The 24,240-nt window shown below is 59.7% G+C and carries 22 protein-coding genes; 7 read left to right on the top strand and 15 right to left on the bottom strand.

Features of this window, described 5'->3' with window-relative positions; genetic code table 11:
- The 5 genes from QF629_09645 to QF629_09665 form a co-directional block, all read left to right on the top strand.
- A partial coding sequence (locus tag QF629_09645) for an ABC transporter substrate-binding protein (protein MDP6013791.1) occupies window positions 1-635 on the top strand: 635 nt, incomplete at its 5' end.
- 347 nt (window positions 636-982) lie between these two features.
- On the top strand, window positions 983-4,459 hold the full coding sequence (locus QF629_09650; GenBank protein ID MDP6013792.1) for an indolepyruvate ferredoxin oxidoreductase family protein: 3,477 nt from the start codon (window positions 983-985) through the stop codon (window positions 4,457-4,459).
- A gap of 26 nt (window positions 4,460-4,485) precedes the next feature.
- The gene (locus tag QF629_09655) at window positions 4,486-6,150 is read left to right on the top strand and encodes a thiamine pyrophosphate-requiring protein (protein ID MDP6013793.1); all 1,665 of its coding nucleotides are present in this window, start codon (window positions 4,486-4,488) and stop codon (window positions 6,148-6,150) included.
- Complete coding sequence (locus QF629_09660; protein ID MDP6013794.1) at window positions 6,147-7,556, top strand: amidase family protein; 1,410 nt, start codon at window positions 6,147-6,149, stop codon at window positions 7,554-7,556. The genes QF629_09655 and QF629_09660 overlap by 4 nt, the downstream gene beginning before the upstream one ends.
- Window positions 7,557-7,571: 15 nt before the next feature.
- A complete protein-coding gene (locus QF629_09665; GenBank protein ID MDP6013795.1) occupies window positions 7,572-8,195 on the top strand; it encodes a peptide deformylase in 624 nt (207 codons plus the stop codon).
- Here QF629_09665 and QF629_09670 read toward each other — a convergent pair whose 3' ends face one another.
- Window positions 8,196-8,684 (bottom strand): CinA family protein, encoded by a 489-nt coding sequence (locus QF629_09670; protein MDP6013796.1) that lies wholly within the window; start codon window positions 8,682-8,684, stop codon window positions 8,196-8,198. It lies immediately after the preceding gene.
- Between the two features lie 56 nt (window positions 8,685-8,740).
- Here QF629_09670 and QF629_09675 point away from each other — a divergent pair, with 56 nt between their 5' ends.
- Both QF629_09675 and QF629_09680 read left to right on the top strand, forming a co-directional pair.
- Window positions 8,741-9,487 (top strand): MFS transporter, encoded by a 747-nt coding sequence (locus tag QF629_09675; protein MDP6013797.1) that lies wholly within the window; start codon window positions 8,741-8,743, stop codon window positions 9,485-9,487.
- Between the two features lie 174 nt (window positions 9,488-9,661).
- Window positions 9,662-9,916 carry a hypothetical protein gene (locus QF629_09680; protein ID MDP6013798.1) on the top strand — a complete coding sequence of 85 codons (255 nt, stop codon included), beginning with the start codon at window positions 9,662-9,664 and terminating at the stop codon, window positions 9,914-9,916.
- Window positions 9,917-10,028: 112 nt separating this feature from the next.
- Here QF629_09680 and QF629_09685 read toward each other — a convergent pair whose 3' ends face one another.
- From QF629_09685 to dctP, 14 genes are all read right to left on the bottom strand, one after another.
- Window positions 10,029-10,868: a tetratricopeptide repeat protein gene (locus QF629_09685; protein MDP6013799.1), complete on the bottom strand. Its 840-nt coding sequence runs from the start codon at window positions 10,866-10,868 to the stop codon at window positions 10,029-10,031.
- 3 nt (window positions 10,869-10,871) lie between these two features.
- A complete protein-coding gene (locus QF629_09690; GenBank protein MDP6013800.1) occupies window positions 10,872-11,894 on the bottom strand; it encodes a VWA domain-containing protein in 1,023 nt (340 codons plus the stop codon).
- A 7-nt stretch (window positions 11,895-11,901) separates the two neighbouring features.
- Window positions 11,902-12,951 carry a VWA domain-containing protein gene (locus QF629_09695; GenBank protein ID MDP6013801.1) on the bottom strand — a complete coding sequence of 350 codons (1,050 nt, stop codon included), beginning with the start codon at window positions 12,949-12,951 and terminating at the stop codon, window positions 11,902-11,904.
- A 31-nt stretch (window positions 12,952-12,982) separates the two neighbouring features.
- Window positions 12,983-13,870, bottom strand: coding sequence for a DUF58 domain-containing protein (locus QF629_09700; GenBank protein ID MDP6013802.1), 888 nt, complete (start codon window positions 13,868-13,870; stop codon window positions 12,983-12,985).
- Between the two features lie 23 nt (window positions 13,871-13,893).
- Entirely contained in the window at window positions 13,894-14,883 is a 990-nt protein-coding gene (locus tag QF629_09705; GenBank protein MDP6013803.1) for a MoxR family ATPase, read from the bottom strand.
- Window positions 14,884-15,294: 411 nt separating this feature from the next.
- The gene (phnE, locus tag QF629_09710) at window positions 15,295-16,077 is read right to left on the bottom strand and encodes a phosphonate ABC transporter, permease protein PhnE (protein ID MDP6013804.1); all 783 of its coding nucleotides are present in this window, start codon (window positions 16,075-16,077) and stop codon (window positions 15,295-15,297) included.
- On the bottom strand, window positions 16,074-16,856 hold the full coding sequence (gene phnE, locus QF629_09715; GenBank protein ID MDP6013805.1) for a phosphonate ABC transporter, permease protein PhnE: 783 nt from the start codon (window positions 16,854-16,856) through the stop codon (window positions 16,074-16,076). The genes phnE (QF629_09710) and phnE (QF629_09715) overlap by 4 nt, the downstream gene beginning before the upstream one ends.
- Complete coding sequence (gene phnC / locus QF629_09720; GenBank protein ID MDP6013806.1) at window positions 16,837-17,619, bottom strand: phosphonate ABC transporter ATP-binding protein; 783 nt, start codon at window positions 17,617-17,619, stop codon at window positions 16,837-16,839. The genes phnE (QF629_09715) and phnC overlap by 20 nt, the downstream gene beginning before the upstream one ends.
- Entirely contained in the window at window positions 17,594-18,451 is an 858-nt protein-coding gene (phnD, locus tag QF629_09725) for a phosphonate ABC transporter substrate-binding protein (GenBank protein MDP6013807.1), read from the bottom strand. The genes phnC and phnD overlap by 26 nt, the downstream gene beginning before the upstream one ends.
- A gap of 27 nt (window positions 18,452-18,478) precedes the next feature.
- On the bottom strand, window positions 18,479-19,621 hold the full coding sequence (locus QF629_09730; GenBank protein ID MDP6013808.1) for an alpha-D-ribose 1-methylphosphonate 5-triphosphate diphosphatase: 1,143 nt from the start codon (window positions 19,619-19,621) through the stop codon (window positions 18,479-18,481).
- Between the two features lie 178 nt (window positions 19,622-19,799).
- Window positions 19,800-20,603 carry an N-acyl homoserine lactonase family protein gene (locus tag QF629_09735; protein ID MDP6013809.1) on the bottom strand — a complete coding sequence of 268 codons (804 nt, stop codon included), beginning with the start codon at window positions 20,601-20,603 and terminating at the stop codon, window positions 19,800-19,802.
- Window positions 20,604-20,618: 15 nt separating this feature from the next.
- Window positions 20,619-21,950 (bottom strand): TRAP transporter large permease subunit, encoded by a 1,332-nt coding sequence (locus tag QF629_09740; GenBank protein ID MDP6013810.1) that lies wholly within the window; start codon window positions 21,948-21,950, stop codon window positions 20,619-20,621.
- A gap of 3 nt (window positions 21,951-21,953) precedes the next feature.
- A complete protein-coding gene (locus QF629_09745) occupies window positions 21,954-23,045 on the bottom strand; it encodes a TRAP transporter small permease subunit (protein ID MDP6013811.1) in 1,092 nt (363 codons plus the stop codon).
- An 18-nt stretch (window positions 23,046-23,063) separates the two neighbouring features.
- Window positions 23,064-24,215, bottom strand: a complete 1,152-nt coding sequence (gene dctP / locus QF629_09750; protein MDP6013812.1) for a TRAP transporter substrate-binding protein DctP — start codon at window positions 24,213-24,215, stop codon at window positions 23,064-23,066.
- Window positions 24,216-24,240: the final 25 nt, after the last annotated feature.

Raw genomic sequence — 24,240 nt, forward strand, 5'->3', positions numbered from 1 at the left:
ATTCCCGCTACTGGCAAACCTGCCCCGCTATCTTCGCCTGCGGCACGCCACTCGAAAGCGATGTCGCCGCCGAGGCCTTGATGAGCCAGGATCTGGACAAGGCGCGCGCCTTGATCACCGAAGCAGGCTATGACGGCACGCCTGTGGTGATCTTGCAGCCCACCGATATCGCCATCCTCAACGCCGCCTCGCTTGTGACGGCCCAGCTGTTGCGCGAAGCGGGCATGGCCGTCGAACTGCAGGCGATGGACTGGAGCACGCTGACCTCGCGGCGCGCCATCAGCAAGCCGGTCGACGAAGGCGGCTGGAACTTGTTCCACACCTGGGCCATCACCGGCAACGTGATGGATCCGATCAGCAATGCGGTCATCGGCGCCGGCTGTCTCGACCGCGCCTGGTTCGGCTGGCCCTGCGATGCCGAGGTAGAGCGCTTGCGCGATGCCTTCGCGCGCGAGGGCGACGCAGGCGAGCGCATGCGCCTAGCAGAGATAATCCAGGAGCGCGCTTTCGAGATCGTCACTCACGCCACCATTGGCCAATGGCGCAACCCTGTCGCCTATCGCGATCACCTCCGAGGCCTGATCAAGGCGCCGGTGCAATTGTTCTGGAACATCGAGAGCGCGCGAAAACGTTGAGCCGCTGCGGTTGCTGCTGCCAGACAAACAAGCTCGGTACAGTCGATACTACCTACAATCTGCCACAAAAATCATATGGCGGCTCGCTACCGGACTCTGCCCAGCGATTATAAGCGCTACCTCCTCGGCACTAGCTGAGGATCTGCTCGACCCGCATGAGCGGTGCCTATTAGCGTCGCCGCCGCATTTAAAGGTTTCCCTGGAGCGACGAAACGCGCGCGGGAGGCACGTGCCAGACGCATGGCACTGCCCAAGCAAGGACTATGGCCGCACCGCGCCCTGTTGACTACACTCCGCCGCGGAGACAACAAGGCGGCAGTCCGCCACCTAGGGCAGAGAACCGAGATATGGATGGCAACGGTCTTGCCAAAGTAAGCCTGGAAGACAAGTACACGGCTGCCAGTGGGCGAGTGTTCCTGTCGGGCGTACAGGCTATGGTACGTCTGCCGATCATGCAGCGCGAGCGCGACCGCGCCCAAGGGCTCAACACTGCCGGGTTCATCTCCGGCTATCGCGGCTCGCCACTGGGTGGTTATGATGGCGCGCTGTGGCAGGCCGCCGCGCACTTGCGCGAGCACGATATTCTCTTCCAACCCGGTCTCAACGAGGATTTGGCGGCAACCGCGGTGTGGGGAACGCAACAGCTCGATTTTGTGCCGGGCCGTAAGGTCGATGGTGTGTTCGGCATCTGGTACGGCAAGGGCCCCGGCGTCGACCGCTCTGGCGATCCCTTCAAACACGCCAACTATGCCGGCACACACCCAAATGGCGGCGTGCTGTTGGTTTATGGCGACGACCACCCCGGCAAGTCCTCAACCATCGCCCACCAGTCCGACCAGGCGTTGGCGGCTAACAACATTCCCGTGCTCTACCCGGCCAATGTGCAGGAGTTGCTCGACCTCGGGCTCCACGGCATCGCCATGTCGCGCTTTGCCGGCACATTAACAGGCTTCAAGACCGTCAACGAGACCATCATCGCCACCGAGACCGCATCAGTCGATCCGGACCGCGTGAGTATTACCTTGCCCGACGATGCGCCGATGCCGGAAGGCGGTGTGCACATCCGCATGGAATACGATCCAATCGGTCAAGACCAGCGCCTGGCACGTTTCAAGCTGCCGCGTGCCCAGGCCTATGCGCGCGCTAACAAGCTCGACGGCGTGCGTTTCGGCGCGGACCGACCGACGCGCCTTGGCATCGTCACCGCCGGCAAGGCCTACCTCGATACCGTTGCCGGCTTGCGCTCCCTGGGCATCGATGACGCGGCGGCCAAGGCGCGCGGCATCGGCGTTTACAAGGTGGCCATGATCTGGCCGCTCGAGCCGGCAGGACTGAGGACTTTCGCCGCCGAGTGCGACGAACTCATGTTCGTTGAGGAGAAGCGGTCCTTCATGGAAGAGCAGGCGCGCGCCATACTCTACGACATGCCCGATCACCCGCGCATTACGGGCAAGACCGACAGCGCGGGCAATCCGCTGCTGCCCATCGACAATCAAATCGAGGCCGCGACGGTCGCAGACAAGGTCGCCGAGCGCATGCAGGCCTGCGATCTGATGGACGACGACTGCGAGGCCCGTTGGACGCGTCTGCGCAGCCGCATCGGGCGCAATCTTCCCGGCATTGGCGACAGTGCCGTACGCTCACCCTATTTCTGCTCCGGTTGTCCGCACAACACGTCGACGAAAACCCCAGATGGCTCGATGGCCATGGGCGGCATCGGCTGCCACGGCATGGCCGTGCTGGTGCCCGAACGTCGCACCATGCTGGGCACACACATGGGTGGTGAGGGCATCACCTGGACCGGCATGGCCCCGTTTACGGAGACCGGGCACATTTTCCAAAATCTGGGTGACGGTACCTACACCCATTCGGGTTCGCTAGCCGTGCGGGCGGCGGTTCAGTCCGGTGCCAACATCACCTACAAGATCCTCTACAACGATGCCGCCGCGATGACCGGCGGCCAGCCCGTCGAGGGCGGGCTCAGCGTCGTAGAGATTGCCGGGCAGATGCACGCGGAGGGGATCAAGGCTCTTGCCATCGTCTCAGACCAGCCAGAGAAGTTCCGCGGGCTTTGCGATCTGCCTGCCGGCGCACGCGTCTATCACCGCGACGAACTCGATGCCGTGCAGCGGCGCATGCGCGACATTGCCGGCACTACGGTCATCGTTTATGAGCAGACCTGCGCGGCGGAGAAGCGGCGTCGGCGCAAGCGAGGCGCTTTCCCCGACCCAAATAAGCGCGCCTTCATCAATACCCTGATATGCGAAGGTTGTGGTGACTGTTCAAGCAAGGCCAATTGCGTCTCGATCCATCCTGTCGAAACAACGTTCGGTCGCAAGCGCAAGATCGATCAGTCCAGCTGTAACAAGGATTATTCCTGTATCAAAGGCTTCTGCCCGGCTTTCGTCACGGTCGAGGGCGGTGATTTACGACGGCCCAATGTCGCCGAGCTGCCTGCCGGCGTGTTCGATGATCTGCCCGAGCCGGGCGGGTCAGCTCTCGATAAGGAGTGGGCTATGCTGGTCGCCGGCATAGGCGGTACCGGTGTGGTTACCATCTCGGCCGTTCTCGGCATGGCAGCTCATCTGGAAGGCAAAGGCGTCTCGATTTTCGACATGACCGGCCTCAGCCAAAAGAACGGGGCGGTTTACAGCCACCTGAAGATCGCCGCCGCGCCAGGCGTCGAAATCTCGCATGGGGTCGGTCTCGGCGAGGCCGACCTTCTGCTCGGCTGCGACTTGGTGGCAGCGGTCGCGCCTTCGGCCTTGCATGTGGTCGAGCCCGATCAGACCCAGGCCGTGGTAAATGCCAACGTGACACCCACACCCGCATTTCAACTTGCCCGTGATTTGTCGGTCGATGGCAGCCTTCTCGTGCAAGCCCTCACCGATCACGTCGGCGCCGGTCACGCCCACACGGTAGATGCCACGCGTATTGCGCTGGCGCTAACGGGCGATACCATCGGAGCCAATAGCTTCATGATCGGTTTTGCCTTGCAGCGCGGCTGTCTGCCGCTTTCCGTCGCAGCCATCGAGGAGGCCATTGCGGTGAATGGGGTTGCGGTGCCGTTCAACTTACTGGCCTTCCGCCTAGGGCGTCTGACCGCCGCCGAGCCCGAAGCTGTCACCGCCTTGATGGCGGACGCAACGGAGAATTCGGTTGCAGAAACCTTCGAAGAGACCGTTGCCAGACGCGTAGACTATCTGACGGACTATCAGGACGCCGGTTACGCTTCCCGCTATCGCGACCTGGTCGAAATGGCACAGCACGCGGAGTCGAAGCTTGGCAGTGACAGGACGGATTTTGCTGCCGCCGTAGCGCGATATGCCTTCAAGCTTATGGCCTATAAGGACGAATATGAGGTGGCTAGGCTGCATCGTGATCGCGGCTTTGCCGAGCAGTTAAAGCAGACATTCAGCGGCGACTACAGTATTCGCTACCACTTGGCCCCGCCCTTTTTCTCGCGCCGCAACCCGCATACTGGCTTGCAACGCAAGAGTGACTACGGCCCCTGGATGGCAGGCCTGATGAAGCTGTTGGCTGGCATGAAAGGATTGCGAGGTGGCCGCTTCGATCCCTTCGGCTGGACGGCGGAGCGTCGCACCGAGCGCCGTTTGCGAGATCAATACATCACGGACATCGAAACGATCTCGGCAATGCTATCCGTGGATTCACTTGCCACGGCAATTTCCCTAGCCGAGATCCCCGAACACATTCGCGGTTTCGGCTACGTCAAGGATGAGGCTATAAACACGGCGGCTAGCGAGCGCGAGCGCCTTCTCGCCGAGCTTGAAAAGACGTCATCACACGCACGCGCCGCGTAGACCACACACTAATCGGGGAGGATTACATGAAAGTCGGTGACGCCTTAGTGAGTATGCTGCGTATGGAGGGCATTACGCAGTGCTTTTGCTTTCCCTTCAGCCCGGTGATGGAGCCGATGTCCCGCGCGGGACTGCCAAGCATCGTCACGCGCCAGGAGCGCGTGGCCGGAAATATGGCCGACGGCGTCTCTCGCTCGACCAACGGGCAACAGATCGGCACCCTGACTGTCCAGGGGATGGCCGGATCGGAAAACGCATTTGCTGGCATCGCCCATGCCTATACGGATTCCGTGCCGATCCTTTTCCTTCCCGGCCATCCGGGGTTGCGCTATCTCGACACACCGACAATTTTTGACAGTGCAAGAAACTACGCGGCGACCGTCAAGATGTCGCAAAAGCTAATCGTGCCGGACCAATTACCCAACTATGTGCGGCGCTCGTTCACAGCCTTGCGCTCGGGACGGCCCGGCCCGGTAATGCTGGAGGTACCGAGCGACGTCTGCAACAGGGACTGGGAAGGTGAGATCGACTACACGCCCGTGCCGCGCCTACGCTCAGCCGCCGACCAGGGCGCCGTGGAGGAGGCTGCTGAACGCCTGCTAGCGAGCGACAGACCTTTGATCTGGGTCGGACAGGGCGTCCATTTTTCTGAAGCCTACGAAGCTTTGCAGGATGTGACCGAACTACTCGGCACGCCTGTAATGACGACGTTGCAAGGCAAGAGCGCATTCCCTGAGACCCACCCGTTGTCGGCCGGTATGGGCGGCCACACGGCCACAGCGATGGTGGTGGAAGAGCTCGACGCCTGCGACGCCCTACTCGCCGTCGGCACCAGCCTGAGCCACGCGCCTTTTACCCGGGTGGTACCGGACAACAAGACTATCGTCCATGCCACCGTGGACCCCAGCGACATTAACAAGGACTATGCCGCGACCACGGGTGTGATTGCTGACGCGAAGCTGTTCCTTGAGCAACTGGCGGTGGAGCTGCGCAAGCGCATTGGTGACGATGGGCTTGGCGAGAAGCGGGCTGCTACCGAGGCACGGCTCGCCAAGACGCGCACCGCCTGGCTAGCAGAGTTCGAGCCGCTATTCAGCGACGACTCAGAGCCCATCAATGGCTATCGCATGTTTCGCGAGCTGTGGGCGGGACTTGATCCCGACACAACCATGATCACCCATGAAGCAGGCGCCTCGCGCGATATCCAAAGCGTCTTCTATCAATCCACCACACCACGCTCCTATCTGGGCTGGGGGCAGTCGTCGCAACTCGGTTTCTCGCTCGGCCTCGCCATGGGTGCCAAGATCGCCAACCCGGATAAGACAGTGGTGAACGTCATGGGCGACGGCTCCATCGGCATGACGGGTATGGACCTCGAGACCGCGGCGCGCAACAACATCGGTACGCTGACGATAATCAAGCATGATTCCATCTTCAGCGGCTACGACCAGAACATTCCGGAATCCATCAAGCGTTTTGATTCCGCGACCCAGCACGGCGATTATGCGGAGTTGGCACGCGCTCTCGGCTGCCATGCTGAGACGGTCACCAAGCCGGCGGAAATCCGTCCCGCCCTGCAAAGGGCCTTAAATGCGACCGGCGAAGGCCAGCCCGCCGTACTCGACGTCATCACCGCTGAAACGCGCAAGCTATCCCACAAGAAGATACCGCCGGAGAGAAAACGCGGATGAGTGACACCGATCTTTGCTACACCTCTGCGACTGATCTTGCAGCGCTGATCCGCGATAAGAAGCTCTCCCCCGTCGAGTTGATGGAGGCGGTGCTCGCCCGCATTGAAGCGCATGAGCCAGCAATTAACGCCTTTGCGACGCTCACGGCAGACGCCGCCATGGAGGCGGCACGCAAGGCCGAGGCGGACGTGGCGAACGGAGTAGCCCTGGGGCCGTTACATGGTATCCCGGTAACCATCAAAGACCTTGTAGTCACCGAAGGCATCGCCACGGAGCGCGGCTCGTTCTCCCAAAAAGGCGTGGTCCCGGAAGTGGATGCGCCCTGTGTGACGCGCCTCAAGCAGGCCGGCAGCATAGTGCTCGGCAAGACCACCACGTCAGAATTTGGCTGGAAGGGGGTGAGCCAAAGCCCGTTGACAGGCATCACGTCGAATCCCTGGAAGATAGGTTACAACGCGGGCGCATCGTCAGCCGGTGCCGGAGCGGGGGCAGCAGCAGGTTTCGGTCCCTTGCACCAAGGCTCGGACGGTGCCGGGTCGATCCGCATGCCCTCTCACTTTTCCGGCATTTTTGGCCTCAAGCCGACCTATGGCCGCGTGCCGAACTGGCCCGTGCCCAACAACGACCAGACCACGCATATCGGTCCCATGACGCGCACCGTCGCCGATTCGGCCCTGATGCTGGAAGTCATGTCCGGTCCACATCCCTGGGACCACACCGCTCTGGAGTCTGCGCCTGAGCCCTATCTTCTGCGGCTCGACAGCGGCGTTACCAATCTCAGAGTGACATACAGTCCCGACCTCGGGCATGCGCGTGTAGACGACGAGGTTGCCGAGTTGGTAACCGCGGCCGTCAATGTCTTCGCCAACGATCTCGGTTGCCGGGTGGAGGAGGTGGAGCCGACTTTTGGACCTGATGGTCCTGAAATCATTCGCTTTCTTTGGTCGGCGCATGAGCAGGCCTTCGCGCCATTTCTTGATGCCCACAAAAACCGTATGGATCCTGGCTTGATCGGCTGCATCACGTCCGGCATGGGACACAGCATGGAAGACTATCTCGACATGCGACAACGCAAGCTCAGTTACGTCGAGGAGGTCCATCGCGCCTTCGAGCAATGCGATCTCATGCTGACCCCATCGGTCTCCGTTGCCGCCTTCCCCGCCGACCGCCTGCAGCCCGAGCATTGGCCGCAACATCCCTGGGATTGGATCAACTGGGCTGAGTTCTCCTATCCCTTCAACTTCAGCGGCAATCCGGCGGCCTCGGTGCCGTGCGGCTTTACAAAGGACGGCCTTCCCGTAGGTCTGCAAATCGTCGGCCGACGATTTGCAGATCTCACCGTGCTCCAGGCCGCAGCCGCCTTCGAGAATACATGCCCCTGGGCTGACAAGCGTCCACCGCTCTAAGAAGGAGCTGAGACCATGGCTATTCGCAGCATCGCCAAAATGGGGCATCCGATCTTGCGCCAAATCGCCGAGTCGGTCGAGGATCCGACCAGCCCGAAAATAGCCCGGCTTGCCGAGGATATGCGCGAGACCTTGGAGCATATCGGCGCCAGCGGCATAGCGGCGCCGCAAGTCTTCGTAAGTAAGCGCTTGGTTGTCTATAGAATGATCGCAGTGAGAATCCCGACCGGATCTAGCATAGAGCCCGTTGACTGGACCGTATTGGTGAACCCGATAATCACTCCATTAGCCGAAAAAACAGTTCCGGTATGGGAGCGCTGTCTCTCGATTCCGGGTCTGCATGGTAAGGTGCCACGCTATCCGCGCGTCTCCCTGTCCTACCAAACACTCTCTGGCAGCAGCGTGAGCGTGGAAGCACATAGCACCTGGGCAGCCTTGTTGCAGCATGAGTGCGATCACCTCGACGGACGGCTTTATCCATCGCGCATGGACGACATGTCTTTGTTGTGCTTCAACGATTCTCCGGGCGCGTTGGCGGAGGATGCGGCGACCCAACCTGATCAATTGGACCCGCTTTTTCTCGATCTCGTGACGCACTGGCCCGATCGCGAGCGCTGGCTCGCAACCGTAGCCAATTAATCAAGCGCCATCTTCCATGACTGTCACCAATAAGGAGAGAGCGGCCTCGGTGAACGCCCACATATTTACCTGGCGATCTGATTTTCCGGTCTCGATGGTAATCACCTTTTCGCTCGGACCGGACACGGCAATGCAGGCATAACCGGGTGCGTCGCCATAGCGACTGCCGGTCGGACCCGAGACACCCGTCTCGGCCAGGCCCCAGGTACTGCCAAGATGCTCGCGCATGGTCTGGGCAAGCCACAGAGCATAGGGCTCGGAAGCGCTTCTTACGCCATCCAGTGCCGAGCCCGGGTCCGGCAACAAGGCACCTCTCGCTGCCAACGTATAGACCACGCCGCCACCGAGAAAGTAAGCAGAGGCCCCCGGTATCGCCAGAAGCGAGCTGGAGATCAAGCCGCCGCTGGACGACTCGCTCACCGCGACGGTCTGTTCCGCGGCGATCAGCCGCGCCGCAACGGGCGCAGCGTAAGTAGTCAAGTCTATCATTCCCAACCCCTAGCGTTTCTCCGGCGAATGGTCAATTGTTCCATCGGGTCAATGCCATGAAACAGGTCGCCGGACCGCTAGCGGCGACCATGCTGGTACAGGCCATGGTCGCGATGGCGGTAAGTGTGTTGCCGGTGCTGTCGCCCGTGCTTGCCGACGCCTATGGCATTCGCTCCAGCTTGATCGGCATATACGCCTCGCTAGTCTTCACCGGTGCCATATTCTGCACCGCGCTCGGCGGTACACTGGTACGGCGCATCGGCCCGATCCGCTGCAGCCAAGCCTCCCTCATTGTCGCAGGAACGGCGCTGGCGATGAGCGCCAGCGGCCCGCTCATGGCAATCCTTGTCTTTGGCGTGGTGACCGGCATGGGCTATGGCCTAGCAACGCCGGCGGCGAGTCATATTCTTGCCCGCGTGACACCCGCTGAGCGACGTGGCATCGTATTCTCGGCAAAACAAAGTGCGGTTCCTATCGGCGGCCTACTCGCGGGTCTGCTCGCGCCCGTTCTCGCGACATTATTCGGATGGCAGACGTCCATTATCATACTTGCTACTATTGTTACAATATTTTCGTTAGTCATATATCCCTTACGCGCACAACTTGATGACGACCGCGACCCCACTGTGGCCATATCCCTGCGATCACCGTTGTCGACCATCATAGAGGCAGCACGAGAACCGGCGCTACGCGGGTTGACCTTGGCTGCTTTCACGTTCGCCGCGCTGCAATCGTCCATTTTTGCTATATTCACTGCTTATCTCGTTGATCGTGGCGGCCTCGATCTGATTACGGCAGGCTAGGCCTTTGCGACCTTGCAGACGGCCGGCGTAGTTGCCCGTTTGGCTTTGGGTTGGGTCAGTGACCATTGGCTCTTAGCACGTCGGCTGCTAGCCATTGTTGGCATCGGCATGACCGCCGTTTGCCTACTCGCAGCTCAGCTCAGCCCCTCTTGGCCGTTGCTAGGTGTTTTTGCGATGTCTGCCCTGGTGGGGTTCGTCGCAGCAGGCTGGCCAGGTGTCTACTTAGCCGAGATCGTGCGCTCCGTGCCCGCCGAGCGTGTCAGTGTGGCCACCGGCGGCACAGTAGCGTTCAGCTTTCTTGGCGTTGTCGTCGGCCCGGCGCTGTTTAGCACAATCGTCACTCTTTCAGGCAGTTACGGCCTCGCATTTGTGGCTTTCGGCATGGTGACCGCGGGCGTCGGTATCTGGCTTTGGCGGGGAGCGCGCTAAAGCGAAAGCGTCTCGCCCCTGGCAAGGCTCTCACGATATCGCCATTGATTGTAGTGGGCGAAAGAAGGCGTCGGTCTAGAGTTTCGAGGTTCGTGCTGACCGCTAAAAATGCTTACCAGAACTTTTCAGCTGCCGAATCGCGCATGCGGGCCTGGCGCCATTGTTGCCGCATGGTTTCTGCCGCACGAGCCTTGTCGCGCACAAGATCTACCATCTCCTGCGCCTCTTCCGCCGACATGTCGCGCTGAGAGCCGTCGGGATCAGCCTGGGCACCCTGGTCGTCCGGCGGCTGGCCTTGCGGGGCGGCTTTGCCTTGCTCGCCGGCTACATCACTATTCGCCTCGGCCTGTTCATCCTGGCTTTCCGATGGCTTGTCCCCCGCCTCTTCGTTGAAAAACTGGCCTTGACTTGCCGAAGTTGACTGGTTGCGTATCTCGGGATTGAGCTGTCTCAAGGCTCGTTGCTTCGATAGTTCGTCGAACAAGCGATCCGCAAGCTCGAGATTGTACATCGCATCAACCAGATCCGGATCGAGCGTCAGCGCATCTCGATAGCTCTGCATGGCCTCACGCACCGGTGCAACCGTGTCGCGAAAGGTTCGCATAGCATTTATAGCACGCTGATAATGCACATTACCCAAATTGTAGTAGATGCGAGCTGCCAACGGGTGTGAATCCGTTTCTAGCGCCCGCATGTATTCGGCAGTCGCCTGAGCCAAATCTCCCAGCTTGAAATAGGCATTGCCCTGGTTGAAGTGCAGCTCTGGCGAGCCCGGAAGATCCGCCAGAGCTATGGCATAGAGATCCGCCGCGTCACGATATCTCTCCTCCTCGAATGCCTGATTGGCCAACGGCACGGCATCATAGGGCGACTCGATGTCGACCCCTTGCGCAAACACAGATACCGGCAGCCATGACAGACCAAATATGACAGCGATAATCGCCACGCGCATTGATCAAGCCTCCCCGACAGGCGTCGGTCTTTCCCTAATTATCATTTCCAATGCCAGACACATGACCGCCACGATTACAAACCAGTGATAGCGATGGATCAAGGCCTCACTTGCCGAGGTCTCCAAATCGCGCTGCGCCTTACTGGAGATATGATCCATATAAAGACTGATGAAATCTACCGGGCCCGTGCGCACCCGCACATAAGCGCCGTCGCCCAACCGAGCTATATCCCGCAGCACCATCTCTTTCATCACGGATACCACGTCCTCACCTTCGAAGCGCAAATAGCTGCGCTGACCACTACTGCTCTCTATCGGGATGCGGGCGCCCCCACTGGCATCACCCACACCGACGGTATACACGCTGACCCCTTCATCCACAGCTGTTCTGGCAGCATCGATGGGACCGCTACCATGATCCTCACCGTCGCTGACGATAATGATATCCGTGTATGTAGGATCAATTGCACCAAAGCCATACAAGGTCTTCTGTATGGCGCTGCCAAGGGAACTGCCACGTCGATCGACGCTCTCAGGGCTCACCATATACAAACGATTGAGAAAGAAATCGTAATCGAGGGTAAGAGGACTCTGCAGACTAGCACGACCCGCGAAGGTAACTAGCGCGAGCCTGTTGCCGCCAAATTGGCGCATGGAATCGACAAAGGCCGTGACCCCGGCTTTGGCCGCCTCTAGGCGGTTGGGCTCCGAATCCTCCGCCAACATGCTCAAGCTAACATCGAGCAGTATGAAAATATCGCGACCGCGGCGCGACGTATCCTCAAGGTCTCGGCCCCATTGCGGCTGCATGAGAGCGGCGGCGAGAAAGCCAACAGCTGCAACGAAACAACTCGCCTTCGCAATGCGCCTTGACCAACTGTAGCTACCCACCAGACGCGACGCCAGGTTCAAAGTCACAAAGGTCGACATTGCTTGCCGCCTGCGTCGAAAGCCCCATAGATAGAGCCCTGCCAGGGTCGGTACCAACAATAATAAGGCAGCGAATTCTGCACGCGCGAGTATCATGCGCGCCTCACGGTAGGGCCCGCAAGCGTGTGTTTACCAGGACGCCCTCGAACACCAACAGGGCCAAAGCCGCAAAGAGCAATAAAGGATAGCCCTCTATGTAGCGTTGGTATTGCTCTGCAATGTTGGTGGATTTCTCTAGCCGATCGATCTCGGCATAGATCTCTTGCAAGGCCTTGCCGTCCGTCGCTCGGAAATATTGCCCGCCCGTCGTTGTCGCCATCTGGGTCAGCGTATGCTCGTCGATGAACACCTGAACAGGCGCCAATCTCGGCTCGGCGCCGTCACTATCACGGATAGGCGTCATGGCGGTACCACGCGTTCCCGTGCCTATGGTATAGACTTTGACGCCCAATGCGCTGGCCGCCACCGCCGCTTGGATCGGGTCGGTATTGCCGGCGTTGTTGCTGCCGTCCGTCAACAGCAGCAACACCTTGCTCTTTCCCCCGGCACGTTGCAGAACTTCCGCGCCCATGATGACGGCATCACCGATGGCGGTGCCATCCTCTTCGGGCAATTGCACGATGGTGACCTCTTCCAGAGCACCAAGCAAAGCGTCATGGTCGAGCGTAAGAGGACTCAAATTATCGCTGAAGCGAGCGAAAGTGACCATGCCGATCATGTCGCCCTCGCGGCCATGTGGGGTGTCGTCGTCATTAACTACGGCGCCGGCCTCTTCTCCCATGACAAAAGCACGAAAGGTCTCCTTTACCACATCAAGACGGTTGGCTGGCTCGTCGCCGATCTGAAGATCTAGCGCGGCCATGCTGCTGGAAATATCAACCACTATGACGATGCCGATACCATCACGATAGATACGCGTGACCTGCTGTCCCCATTGCGGGCGGGCCAACGCGACAATGCAGAAAATAAGCGCGAGCAGCCTGAGATAGGGTAGTGCCACGCGCACCCGCATCATGAATGTCGGGGGCAGTGCGGCGAGTTCGCCCACCGCCGGATAATCGACCGTCGCTTGACGTCCAAATCGCCGCCAGGAATAGAAGAGCAACGGCACCAGGAGCAAAAGCAACAGCATGAATGGGCTCTCCAGCCTCATGCTGATCGGTTCTCCTCGGCTCCTTGCCCGGTCATCGCCCTTCTCCAAGGCGGCGCTCGCGCCGGCGAAAGAATCGCATCAACGGGCGGATATAGGTCTCGTCCGTATGCACGTCAATCGAATCGAGACCCATCGAGCGGAACATGCGCCGTCTGTCCTCAGCGGCCTTGCGGCGGGACCCGTTGAAATGGGCGCGCACCGCGGCGCTATCGGTATCTACCAGAACTTCCTGGCCGCTTTCCAGGTCATGTAGGCGCATGAATCCGACAGCGGGAAGCTCCATATCACGACGATCGACCAGGCATACGGGAATCACGTCGTGCCGCTTATGTAGTAGGCGCAATGGCTTGTCGAAGGAGTCGCCAAAGAAGTCAGAAATGACGAAGACTACGGCGCGCCGGTGGGTCACCGTATGGAGATATTCCATGGCCCCGCCAATATCGGTACCCTTGCTCTCAGGCTTAAACGTTAATAGCTCTCGAATCAGTCGAAGTGCCCGATTCTTGCCCTTCTGTGGCGCAATGAAGCGCTCTACCTTGTCGGTAAATAGGGCCAACCCTACCTTATCGTTATTGGTGATGGCACTGAGCGCGATCACAGCGCTTAGCTCAGTCGCGATCTCGCTCTTGAGACGAGACACCGTGCCGAATTGTCCAGATGCGCTCATGTCGACGAGCAACATGACCGTTAGCTCTCGTTCCTCGACATATTGCTTGACGAAAGGTTGGCCGACACGTGCGGTTACGTTCCAGTCTATCGTGCGGATATCGTCGCCTGGCATATATTCGCGCACCTCGGCGAACTCGATCCCGCAACCCTTGAACACACTGTGGTATTCGCCAGCAAATATGCCGTCGACTAGCCGCCGCGTGCGGATGTGGACCTGGCGAACCTGCCTGAAAACCTCGACCGGCAACATGGCGGATTAACCCGGATTGTGGCCTAAGGGACGGGCAAACGATCGAAGATCTGCTGAATCAAGTCCTCGCCGGTAATATCGGCAGCTTCCGCCTCGTATGTGATCAGGACACGGTGACGCAAAATGTCGGCGCCGATCGACTTGATGTCCTGGGGTGTCACATAGCCACGCCCATTGATGAAGGCATAGGCCTTGCTGGCCAGGGCCAAATAAATCGAGGCACGCGGCGAAGCACCGAAATCGATATAGGGGCCAATATCCAGCCCGTGGGCGCTTGGCTCGCGCGTCGCATGAACCACATCGACGATATAGCTCTTAATCTTGTCATCGATGTAAACCTGATCGACTACCTTGCGCGCCTCAATGATGGCCTCAGTTTCGACAACAGGCTCAAGCGGGGCCTCCTTCGCCGTTGTCGCCATGCGCTCAAGGATCTCCAACTCCTCGTCGCGCGCCGGATATCCAATTTTCAGCTTGAGCATAAAGCGATCGACCTGCGCTTCCGGCAGCGGATAAGTTCCCTCCTGCTCGAGTGGGTTCTGCGTCGCCAAGACCAGGAACGGCTGCGGCAGCGCAAACGTATCCTCGCCGATAGTCACCTGATTCTCCTGCATTGCCTCGAGCAGAGCGCTCTGCACCTTGGCAGGTGCGCGGTTGATCTCATCAGCCAACACCAGATTGGCGAAGACCGGTCCCTTGCGCACGGTGAACTCACCCGACTGCGGTTGATAAATCAGCGTGCCCATCAAATCCGCCGGCAGCAGATCAGGCGTAAACTGTATGCGCTGATAGTCCGCGTGAAGCGCCTGAGCCAAGGCCACGGCGGCCCGCGTCTTGGCGAGGCCCGGCGCACCCTCTATGAGAACGTGACCATTGGCCAGCAGGCCCACCACAAGGCGTTCCAGCATATATTTTTGTCCGACGATCGAGCGCTCAAGCGCCTGCATAACATCGTCGACGAACCCGCCCTGACTTTCCACGAGGGCGTTGATTTCGTGCACATCCAACGGCATCTTTGCTTTCGAGCCTTTCTAGATCCGACCTACAGCGCGTGCACATATAGCACAGCGACTAGCAGTCTCAACAGCGCAGGTGAATATTGGTCTACCCGTCCTTGCCGATCACCGGGTCGATACGTTGAGGTAGCATCAGCAACCACGGTGCTCCCACGGACGAGGCACGAAAATGTTTTCCAGCAGCGGGAATAACACTCCTGTCATGATCGCACCTTCGCCGGCTGTTCTCGCGCAGCCAATCAACCGCGACTGTGACGATGTGATTGCGCCACTGCGCCTTAATGCTGATGTTGCTAGCAGCAACCTAGGCCTCGGCCAGCAACGCAGTTACCAGCGCGATAGGAGAAAGGAAGATCCATAATATAAGTGGCAGGTTAGCCATGGATCATGGCCGAAACTCAGGAGAAATTAGCGCACTTTTCGACGCGCCCATGCCGACAGGTAGTCAATGGCAAGAATCGTCGTGCCAACCACCAGGACCAACGCCGCCGCCTGATCGTATTGGAACAACCCCATGGTGGTCTTTATCTCGAAGCCTATACCACCGGCACCAACTAGGCCAAGGATTGCCGCCATGCGCACATTACGGTCAAGAATGAATATCGTATAGCCGACCGTCTCCTGCAGCACCGAAGGCCAGCCGGCCCACATCACGGTTTGCAGAAAACCGGCGCCGCTGGCACGCACTGCCTCATAGGCCCCGGGATCGACGCGCTCGAGATTCTCGGCGAAGACCTTACCCAGAAATCCGGTTACATGCATGCCAATAGCCAAGACGCCCGGCAAGGGACCAAGCCCCATAGCCGCCACGAACAGCATCGCAAACAAGAGATCCGGCATAGCGCGAAGGAAGTTCAGCAACTCGCGGGCAACGCGGTATATCAGCGGATGGGGAGACAAATTGCGGGCGGCGAACGGTGCGATGACGAAGGCGCCGAGAAAAGCGAGTGCCGTCCCCCACAGCCCCATAGCTACCGTTTCACCCATCAACATCAGATAGCGGCTAAGACGGCTAAAATCCGGTGTTTCGAAACGCCCAAGAAACTCGCCCATGTCCGCGGCTCCCCAGGCAAGCGCGCGAAAATCAATCTCAAGATCACGAGTGACCACAACGAACAACGCAGCGAGCGCCGCCAACCATAATGGAAAGGCGTTGACGCGCTTGCGCGGTAGGGGTGACAGGTCTCTCATATCACTCTCGCTCGTATGCGGTCGGAGAGTCGGTCTAGGATCGTGACCGCCAAGTAAATGGCGAGCAAGATAAGCGCCAGCCGGTCATAGCGAAACAGCCGCATGGCCATGGTCATGTCATAGCCAATGCCACCGGCACCCACGATCCCAAGCACGGTGGCGGCACGCACATTGTGCTCGAATACGTAGAACGTGACCGCAATGAAATCTGGCCAAGCCTGCGGCATCAAGGCATAGAAGCGCACTTGCATGCGATTTGCGCCATGCACCACGACACCCTCCACCGCCGCATCTGGCACGGCCTCTATGGCCTCGGCTAGAAATTTACCGAGGTAACCGATGCTGACCAAAGCAATAGCGGCCACGCCCGGCAGGGGTCCCAAGCCGACCGCCGTCACGAAGAACAGTGCCCACATCAACTCTGGTAATGAGCGAATGGTTGTCATTATTGCCCGTATCGTGTGGGAAACCGCCGGGTGCGGTGCCGAGTTGCGTGCGGCCAGCAAGCCGAGAGGCAAACTCATCACAACAGCAAGCGCGGTACCGAGAAAAGCCATCTCGACCGTCTCAAGCATCTTCGAGGCCACGGTGGGCGCATATTCCCAATCGGGGGTGGCGATGATATTGCCGACATACTCGAACAAACGCCCGAGGGAGGCCAAGAACCCACCTCTACCCAACTCCAGCATCGACAGTGCAGCGGTCAGCACGACGCAGATGCCGACGGCCCCCAGCACCACGGCGCGCGACGGCAAACCGCTAGCCGTGGGCCAAGCCATTGCTGCCATTCCGGCGTCCGTAAATGGTCTCGAGGACTGCATCGGATAGCGCCTCTGGCGTACCATCGAAGACGACACGGCCATCATTCAGCCCGATGATCCGCTCAGCATAGCGTCGCGCGTAGTCGACCTGGTGCAAGCTAACGACCATGGTGATCCCCTGTTTCTGAATTTCGCTCAGTAAATCCAGAATCTCCTCGCTGATCGCCGGGTCGAGGCTAGCGACGGGCTCGTCCGCCAGCATGATGGAGGGCTCCTGGGCGAGCGCACGGGCTATACCCACCCGCTGCTGCTGCCCCCCGGAAAGGCGATCGGCGCGGTCCCATGCCCGATCAGTCAGGCCCACCCTGTCAAGTGCCCGCCTAGCCACGCCCAGATCGTCCTTGCGCATCAGGTAGATTAGGCTAGCCAAGGTGGACCTCTTACCGAGGCGCCCACACAGCACGTTCGTCATGACGTTGAGCCGGCCAACCAAATTGAAGTGCTGGAAGACCATGGCAACGTGTGAGCGAATGGAGCGCAAGCTACGCTTCTCAACAGACCGACCCTCAACGATGGTTCTGCCCGCACTCGGTGTCTCGAGCCCGTTAATGCAACGCAGCAGTGTCGACTTGCCGGCGCCACTGGGTCCCAGCACGACGACGAAGCTGCCCGCCTCTATGACAAGATCGACCCCAGCCAGTGCCTCAACGCCGTTGGCAAAGCGCTTAGCCAGCCCGGCGATCTCGATCGCCGGCTCAGTCGAGGAGTTGCTCGTCGGCAATGCCAAGCTCGATCACCATATCGCGTATCACAGAATAATCGGCCGGGTCCGCACGCTCGAAATGCGCCGAGCCTACAAGCCCCGAAATGTCCGTATGATTATGAGCATCGAGGAAGGCCTCGACGAGCCAGGCCTTCTTCGCGTCGGACAGGTCACCGCGATAGGCCAAGGGTGCACCAGGCAAGGCGTCCGAGGTGAGCAGAATTCGGTTGCTCTCGGCCGTGATCAAGCCGGCGTCGAGCATGCGCTCATAGATCATGTCGGCGCCCGCAGCAGCATCGACTGTACCGTTTTTCACGGCGAGTTGAGCGGCATCATGGGTTCCGGCCCAGATGACGCGGTCGAAGAACTCTTCCGGCATCAGGCCTGTCAGACTCTTTACTACGAAGGTCGGCATCAAGCCGCCACTGGTCGAAGCGGGATCGACGAAGGCGATGGTGCCGCCACGCAGATCCTCCAGGCTTTTCGCCGTCGAATCTTCGGGCACGGTGATGATACTGTGATACTTGGCACTGCCACCGGGACGAACGCCAATGGCAAAGGCCTCAGCCCCTGCCTCGCGCTCAGCTAGATAGTAGGACATGGGCCCGTACCAGGCTATGTCGATACGGGACTTCCGCATGGCCTCGATAATGCCGGTGTAATCGGTCGCAGTGTAAACTCGCACTTTGGAGCCCAGACGGCGCTCCAGATAAGCGCGCATGGGTTCGAACGCCTCGACCATCTCCTCATTATTCTCAGCCGGAATAAGGCCGATCGAGAGGCTATCTGCGCGCGCTTCGACGGCAGCAATCATGGCTAGCATCAGCCCGACAAGCCGTATCATTCGCATCACCATCTTTCTCCGCAGCAATCCTTATTACGCGACCCGCACGCCACGCCGCCAGACACTGCGCACCACAGGCACATCGCCGACCAGACGCACACGCACCAGATCGGCCGCCAGCCGTGGTGCGATCTCGCCCCGATCGTCCAGGCCCACAGCACGCGCCGGCGTGCGGCTCACTGTGGCCACGGCACTGGCCAAGTCCACGCCGAGTTCGCTATGCAGCACGAAGGCGCCATAGAGCAGGCTCGACGGCATATAATCGGAAGAGAGAATATCAATCAGGCCCTGGCGACCCAAGTCTCTCGCGGAAACATTGCCCGAGTGCGATTCCCCGCGTACCAAATTGGGGGCACCAACGATCACGTTGATCCCCGCCTCGGACGCCGCCATCGCAGCTACCCGCGTGGTTGGAAACTCGGCTAGGCAAACGCCAAGCACCTTCGCCTCAGCAACATGTTCGGAGGTCGCATCGTCATGGCTCGCGAGCGGCAGCTCGTGCTCACGACAGTGGGCGGCAATACGTTCCCGGTTGGGCCAGGCTACCTGGCCGGCCACCGCATCTTGGTGCGCGATGAAGGCATCGATCTCCGCGTCGCTCACATGCCACTTCTCTTTGTAATACGCCCGGTAATGCGCGATATTCTGGAATTGCCGTTGACCGGGCGTATGGTCCATAAGCGAGATCAGCCCCACTAGCGCGTGGCTCTCAAACGGCTCGAAAAGATCAGTCAACGTCTCACAGGCAACCTCGCAGCGTACATGCAGGCGATGCTCTGCCCGCAACATGCCACCGTCCTGCGCCTGGCCCAGCGTATTCGCCATGTCTGTCAGGTCTCGGCGGCGGGTACTGTCCACGTGGATATCACCGACAAAGAGGGCGTCGAAAACGGTCGTAATACCGGCCGCGGTTACCTGGTTATCGTGTGAGAGCGTCGCGGCCAGAGACGGCCAGCGAACGCCGGGGCGTGGCACGAAGTGGTGCTCCAGATTGTCTGTGTGCAGTTCCACCAGACCCGGCAGTAAAAAGTCACCTTCGAGATCGAACGCCGAGGACAACGCACTTTTGCCTTCGTCGACCGACGCAAGCGTTCCGCCGCACAGCGCGACGCTACCGGCTATCACATCATCGCGAGCGACCACGCGGGCATTAGTCAATACGGTTTCAACAGTCATGGGCGCAATGCAAGGATTTCCGCTATGCCGCGGGAGTAACACAGGATGCGGAGTATACAGCGCCGCGGCGCAAGTTTGTCGTGTTCAGCTGCTATCAGCTTACAATGATGATGCCCCACCTCAAGATATGCAAGCAACAGCGGCATAGAGATCACGGCCAGCCAGTGGTGTAGTCGGCTTATCCCTTAGCCGCCACATCGAGGCGCACTACCACACCATCAAGGTCCGTCTTGGGCGCCGGGTAGCGCTCCATCACCGCCGGATCATGGCCGGGTATGATATGCTGCATGGACTCCGCGAGCCCGCGCATTTTATCGAAACCGTCGATCATTTCCCTTACATTGAAAACGATCGGAAACGGCGAGTTGGTTTCGAAGTTTTCGTAAAAATGTGTAGCATCGGACGCCAGGACGAGCCAGCCCCGCGCCGTACGCACGCGCACGCATTGTATACCCATCGTATGGCCACCTATATGATGTACCGAGATGCCCGGCGCCAGCTCGTCATCGCCATCGTGGAAGGCAACACGACCTTCATAGACACGCTGAATCATGTCGGTCACATGATGCACGGAATAGGGCTTTCCGAAGAACGGATTCCGCATGTAGCGACCAGTGGCATAAGCCATTTCTAGATCCTGAAGATGGAACCTGGCATTGGGAAAATCGCCGCAGGTTCCGGCATGATCATAGTGTAAATGCGTTACCACCACGTCCTCGACTGCCGCCGAGTCTATACCCAGCATGGCCAGCCCCTCGCGCGGCAACCGAATCACCTTGCGCCCGCGTAGCGCCGCTTCCTTGGGGTCGAATCCCGTATCTACGATAATGGTGCGGTCCTGATTGGTGATGGCCCAGACGAAATAATCGAGCGGCATGTCACAATCATGCTTGTCGGTCATGATGAAGTTCTCGCGGCGCGACCGCCCGTCGTGACAGCCATAGCGCACTGCAAAAACTTCATAGGTATCGGACTCGCTCATCCGCCCACTCCTCTGTTATTGGCCGCCATAGACTTGGCCGGGCAACCAGGTGATCAGCCCGGGGAAGATCATGCACAACGTCAGGCCGATCATCTGGATGGCAAGGAACGGCAGTGCCGCCATGTAGATGTTGGCCATGGGAATGCGTGGCGGCGCAACACCCCGCAGATAGAACAGCGCATAGCCGAAGGGCGGCGACAAAAATGACATCTGCATGTTCACCAGATAGAGCACTCCGAACCACAACGGATCGAAGCCCAGACCCTTGATAATCGGCACGAAAATGGGAACGCAAAGAAGCAGGATACCAACCCAGTCGAGAAACATACCGAGCAGAATCAATATGATCTGCATGAGGATGAGGACACCCCAGCGACCAAGCCCGGTGCCTTCCAGCGCCGAGGTGACGAACTCCTGCCCGCCTTGGAGCACGTAGAGACCGACGAAGACCGTCGCGCCGAACATGATCCAAAGCACCATCGAGGTTGCCTTGAGGGTCGTCAGGCAGGCCTCGCGTACGGTCAACCAGTCGAGCCGGCGATGCAGTGCCGCAACAACGAAGGAGCCGAAGGTGCCGAGCCCTGCCGCCTCAACCGGTGTCGCCACGCCGGTGAATATTACGCCGAGCACCAGCACGATCAGCACCACAGGTGCGGTCATGGTGCTGGCCAGCCTGAGCTTCTCGCGGAAATCGAGGCGCTCCTCTACCGGGATTGCAGGCCCCAGTTCGGGCTGCAGCCAGCAGCGCAGCGAAACGTAGCCGATATACATGCCCGACAGCATCAGGCCTGGGATGACCGAACCGACGAACAGCTCGCCCACCGACTGCTCCGCCACCACCGCGTAGATGATGGCGAGAATGCTTGGTGGGATAAGAATACCTAACGTCCCGCCCGCCATGATCGCGCCCATTGCGATCTTGTCGTCGTAATTACGCTGCAACATCGCCGGCAAGGCGATTATGCCCATGGTGACGACCGCGGCACCGATGATGCCAACCATCGCCGCCAACAAGGTCGAGGCGAAGATGGTGGCGCTAGCGAGACCTCCGCGAACACCGCCGAGCAGCTTGTAAATGACGTCGAACATCTCGCCGATAAGTCCAGCGCGTTCGAGCATTGCTGCCATGAAGATGAATAAGGGGATGGCGGACAATTGATAATCCGTCATCAAGGGAAAAACGCGCGAGGGCACCATATTGAGCATGCGCGCGTCGTTGAGCAGAAACAGGAAAATGCAGGCGAGGCCGCCGGTGACGAAGGAGAGCGGCAAGCCCGCCATCAACAAAACGAGCAGGCTGCCAAACATGAGCAACGTCAGCCAGCCAATGGGAATCTCCAGGCCCATGGCTCAGGCCTCCGCCCGCATGGCGAGCTGCAGGTCGGCCAGCATTTTAGCTAGTCCCTGTAGCAGGATTAGTGCCGCACCGAGAACGATGGTGATCTTGACCGGCCAATACTGGATCGCCCATTCGGTAAACGAGACCTCGCCCACCTCGAACGAGTCCATCATGAAGGTCCAGCCGGTGACCAGAAGCGTACCGGCAAAGACAAAAAAGAAAACCGAGGTCATGAGATCCGTGATCGCTTTTCCGCGTACGGATAAGCGGGCATAAAATACATCCACACGGACATGGGAATCGGCCATGTAGGCATAGGCGCCGGAGATGAGATATTGCATACCAAACATTAGGAACATACCCTCATGCACCCAGTTGGTCGGCGAATTGAAGATGTAGCGGGCGATGACTTCGTAGTAATAGGCGAAGACCGCGATTACCGACCAATAGGCCACGAACTCCCCCGACAGTCGGGTAACTGCCTCCAATATTCCAGCCAGCCCGTGGTGGGAATTGGGTGGCAGTCCTTCGTCGGTCACCTCGCCGGGAGGTGCGACCTCGCCCTCGACAGCACGGCAGCGCCGCACCATGCCCGGCAGCAGCACCGCATCGAGCAACAGAAACAAGGCGACAGCGATCGCAACATAGAGCGCAGCTGTCGACCATAGCCGCATCCCAGCCTCGGCTGCCGCAAGGCTCTCCTGCGCCTCGACGAGGCCCTCCCGCGCCGAGACGAGCGCCACCTCAGCGCCCTCGCGGCCATCGGCGACATCGAGCTCTCCATATTCCACGTCATATTGGGCAACCTGCACATCGGAATCGGCGATGGAGCGCAGCTCTCGAGCATCACGGATCTCGCCGTTGGCGTAGATGATGGCAGCAAGCAACGGCAGGAACATCACCCCGCGCCAGTCGCGCACGTAGAAGCGATGGGCACCAATAAAGCCCGCCGTGACCAGCAACAGATAGCCTATCGGCAGCGAGACATGCGTGAGTGGACCGCGCGCACCCTGCCACTTGACCAGCGCCATCGCAGAGAGCGGAAAGACGATCAGGCCCGCCCAATAGAGCCAGTGGGGCAGGACAAATTGCAGGTCAGGCATTCTTGTTGATCCGAGCACCTAGCTCCACTTGAGCTCCTGGCCTGCCACAGCGTCTGGCGTAACGTAGCCGAGGCTGCCAGACATCATGTAGTCAAGCTGGATCTTGAACACCCGTGCCGCACTCTCGTCTTTGTTGGCCCAGTTGAACCAGCGCGGGATCGCGACCTTGGTGAAGGCCTCGACATCGCGTTCGGACAGGCGCGTGACGCGTGTGCCGGCCTCGGCGAACTTGCCCCAGGCCTCCTGGTCTGCCTTCTGGATGGCGGCGTGGTGGAGATCGGAATAGACGTGCACCTCCATCTCCACGAACTGCTTCATCTCGGGCGACAAGGCTTGCCAGGAGCGATCACCAACAGTCAGGTCCATCAAATCGACGGGCTGGTAGAGCGACATGAAACCGGGTGGGCCCATGGAGATAAAGCGCGTGACCTGGTGGAAACCGAGCGCATAGTTGACCGCCGGGCCAACATAGTCGGCAACGTCAATAGTGCCCTTCTCCAACGCTGGGAAAATGTCCGAGCCTGGCATCAACGTGGTCTTGGCGCCGATATCCTGGAAGATTTCCGCCACCATGCCGCCGGGCAAGCGCATCTTGCGCCCCTTGAAATCCTCGATCGAGCGGATCGGCACTTTGGAGTGAATGATATTAGGGCCGTGATGGATGGGCCCAACATAGTACATGCCCTGTTTAGCGAACAGCTCACGAGCCATCTCCAGCCCGCCAAGGCCGTAGTAAAACACGTCCCATTCGTGCGGGTTGCGCAGACCCGCAGGATACGAGGTCAGAAACACGGAAGCCGGCATGCGCCCGGCCCAGTAAATGGTGAATGGGTTCATGGCATCGAGCACGCCGTTCTTCACCGCATCGAAGAGCTGGAAATCGCCAACCACGTCCTTGGCGCCAAAGCCCTGGAACGCCAGCTCGCCACCGGTCTTCTCGACAATGGTGGCGCACCAGTCCTTGAAAATCTGCAGGCCGATGCCGCCGGGCCAGGAGGTCTGCACCTTCCACGTCGAGCCCTCCGCCTTGGCAGTGCCGATATACGGCGCGCCGAGCTGGCTCGTCGCCGCCAGGACTGCCGCACTGCCGCCGGTGACTAGCGCTGCCTGTAGCATGCGTCGGCGCGTGGTCGCCGCGGCCTTGGCCGCGCGTTGGCTGCGATTGCTCATTTTGATCCCTCCCGTTTTGCTCCAA

Source organism: Alphaproteobacteria bacterium (assembly GCA_030739735.1).
GTDB lineage: Bacteria > Pseudomonadota > Alphaproteobacteria > UBA7887 > UBA7887 > UBA7887.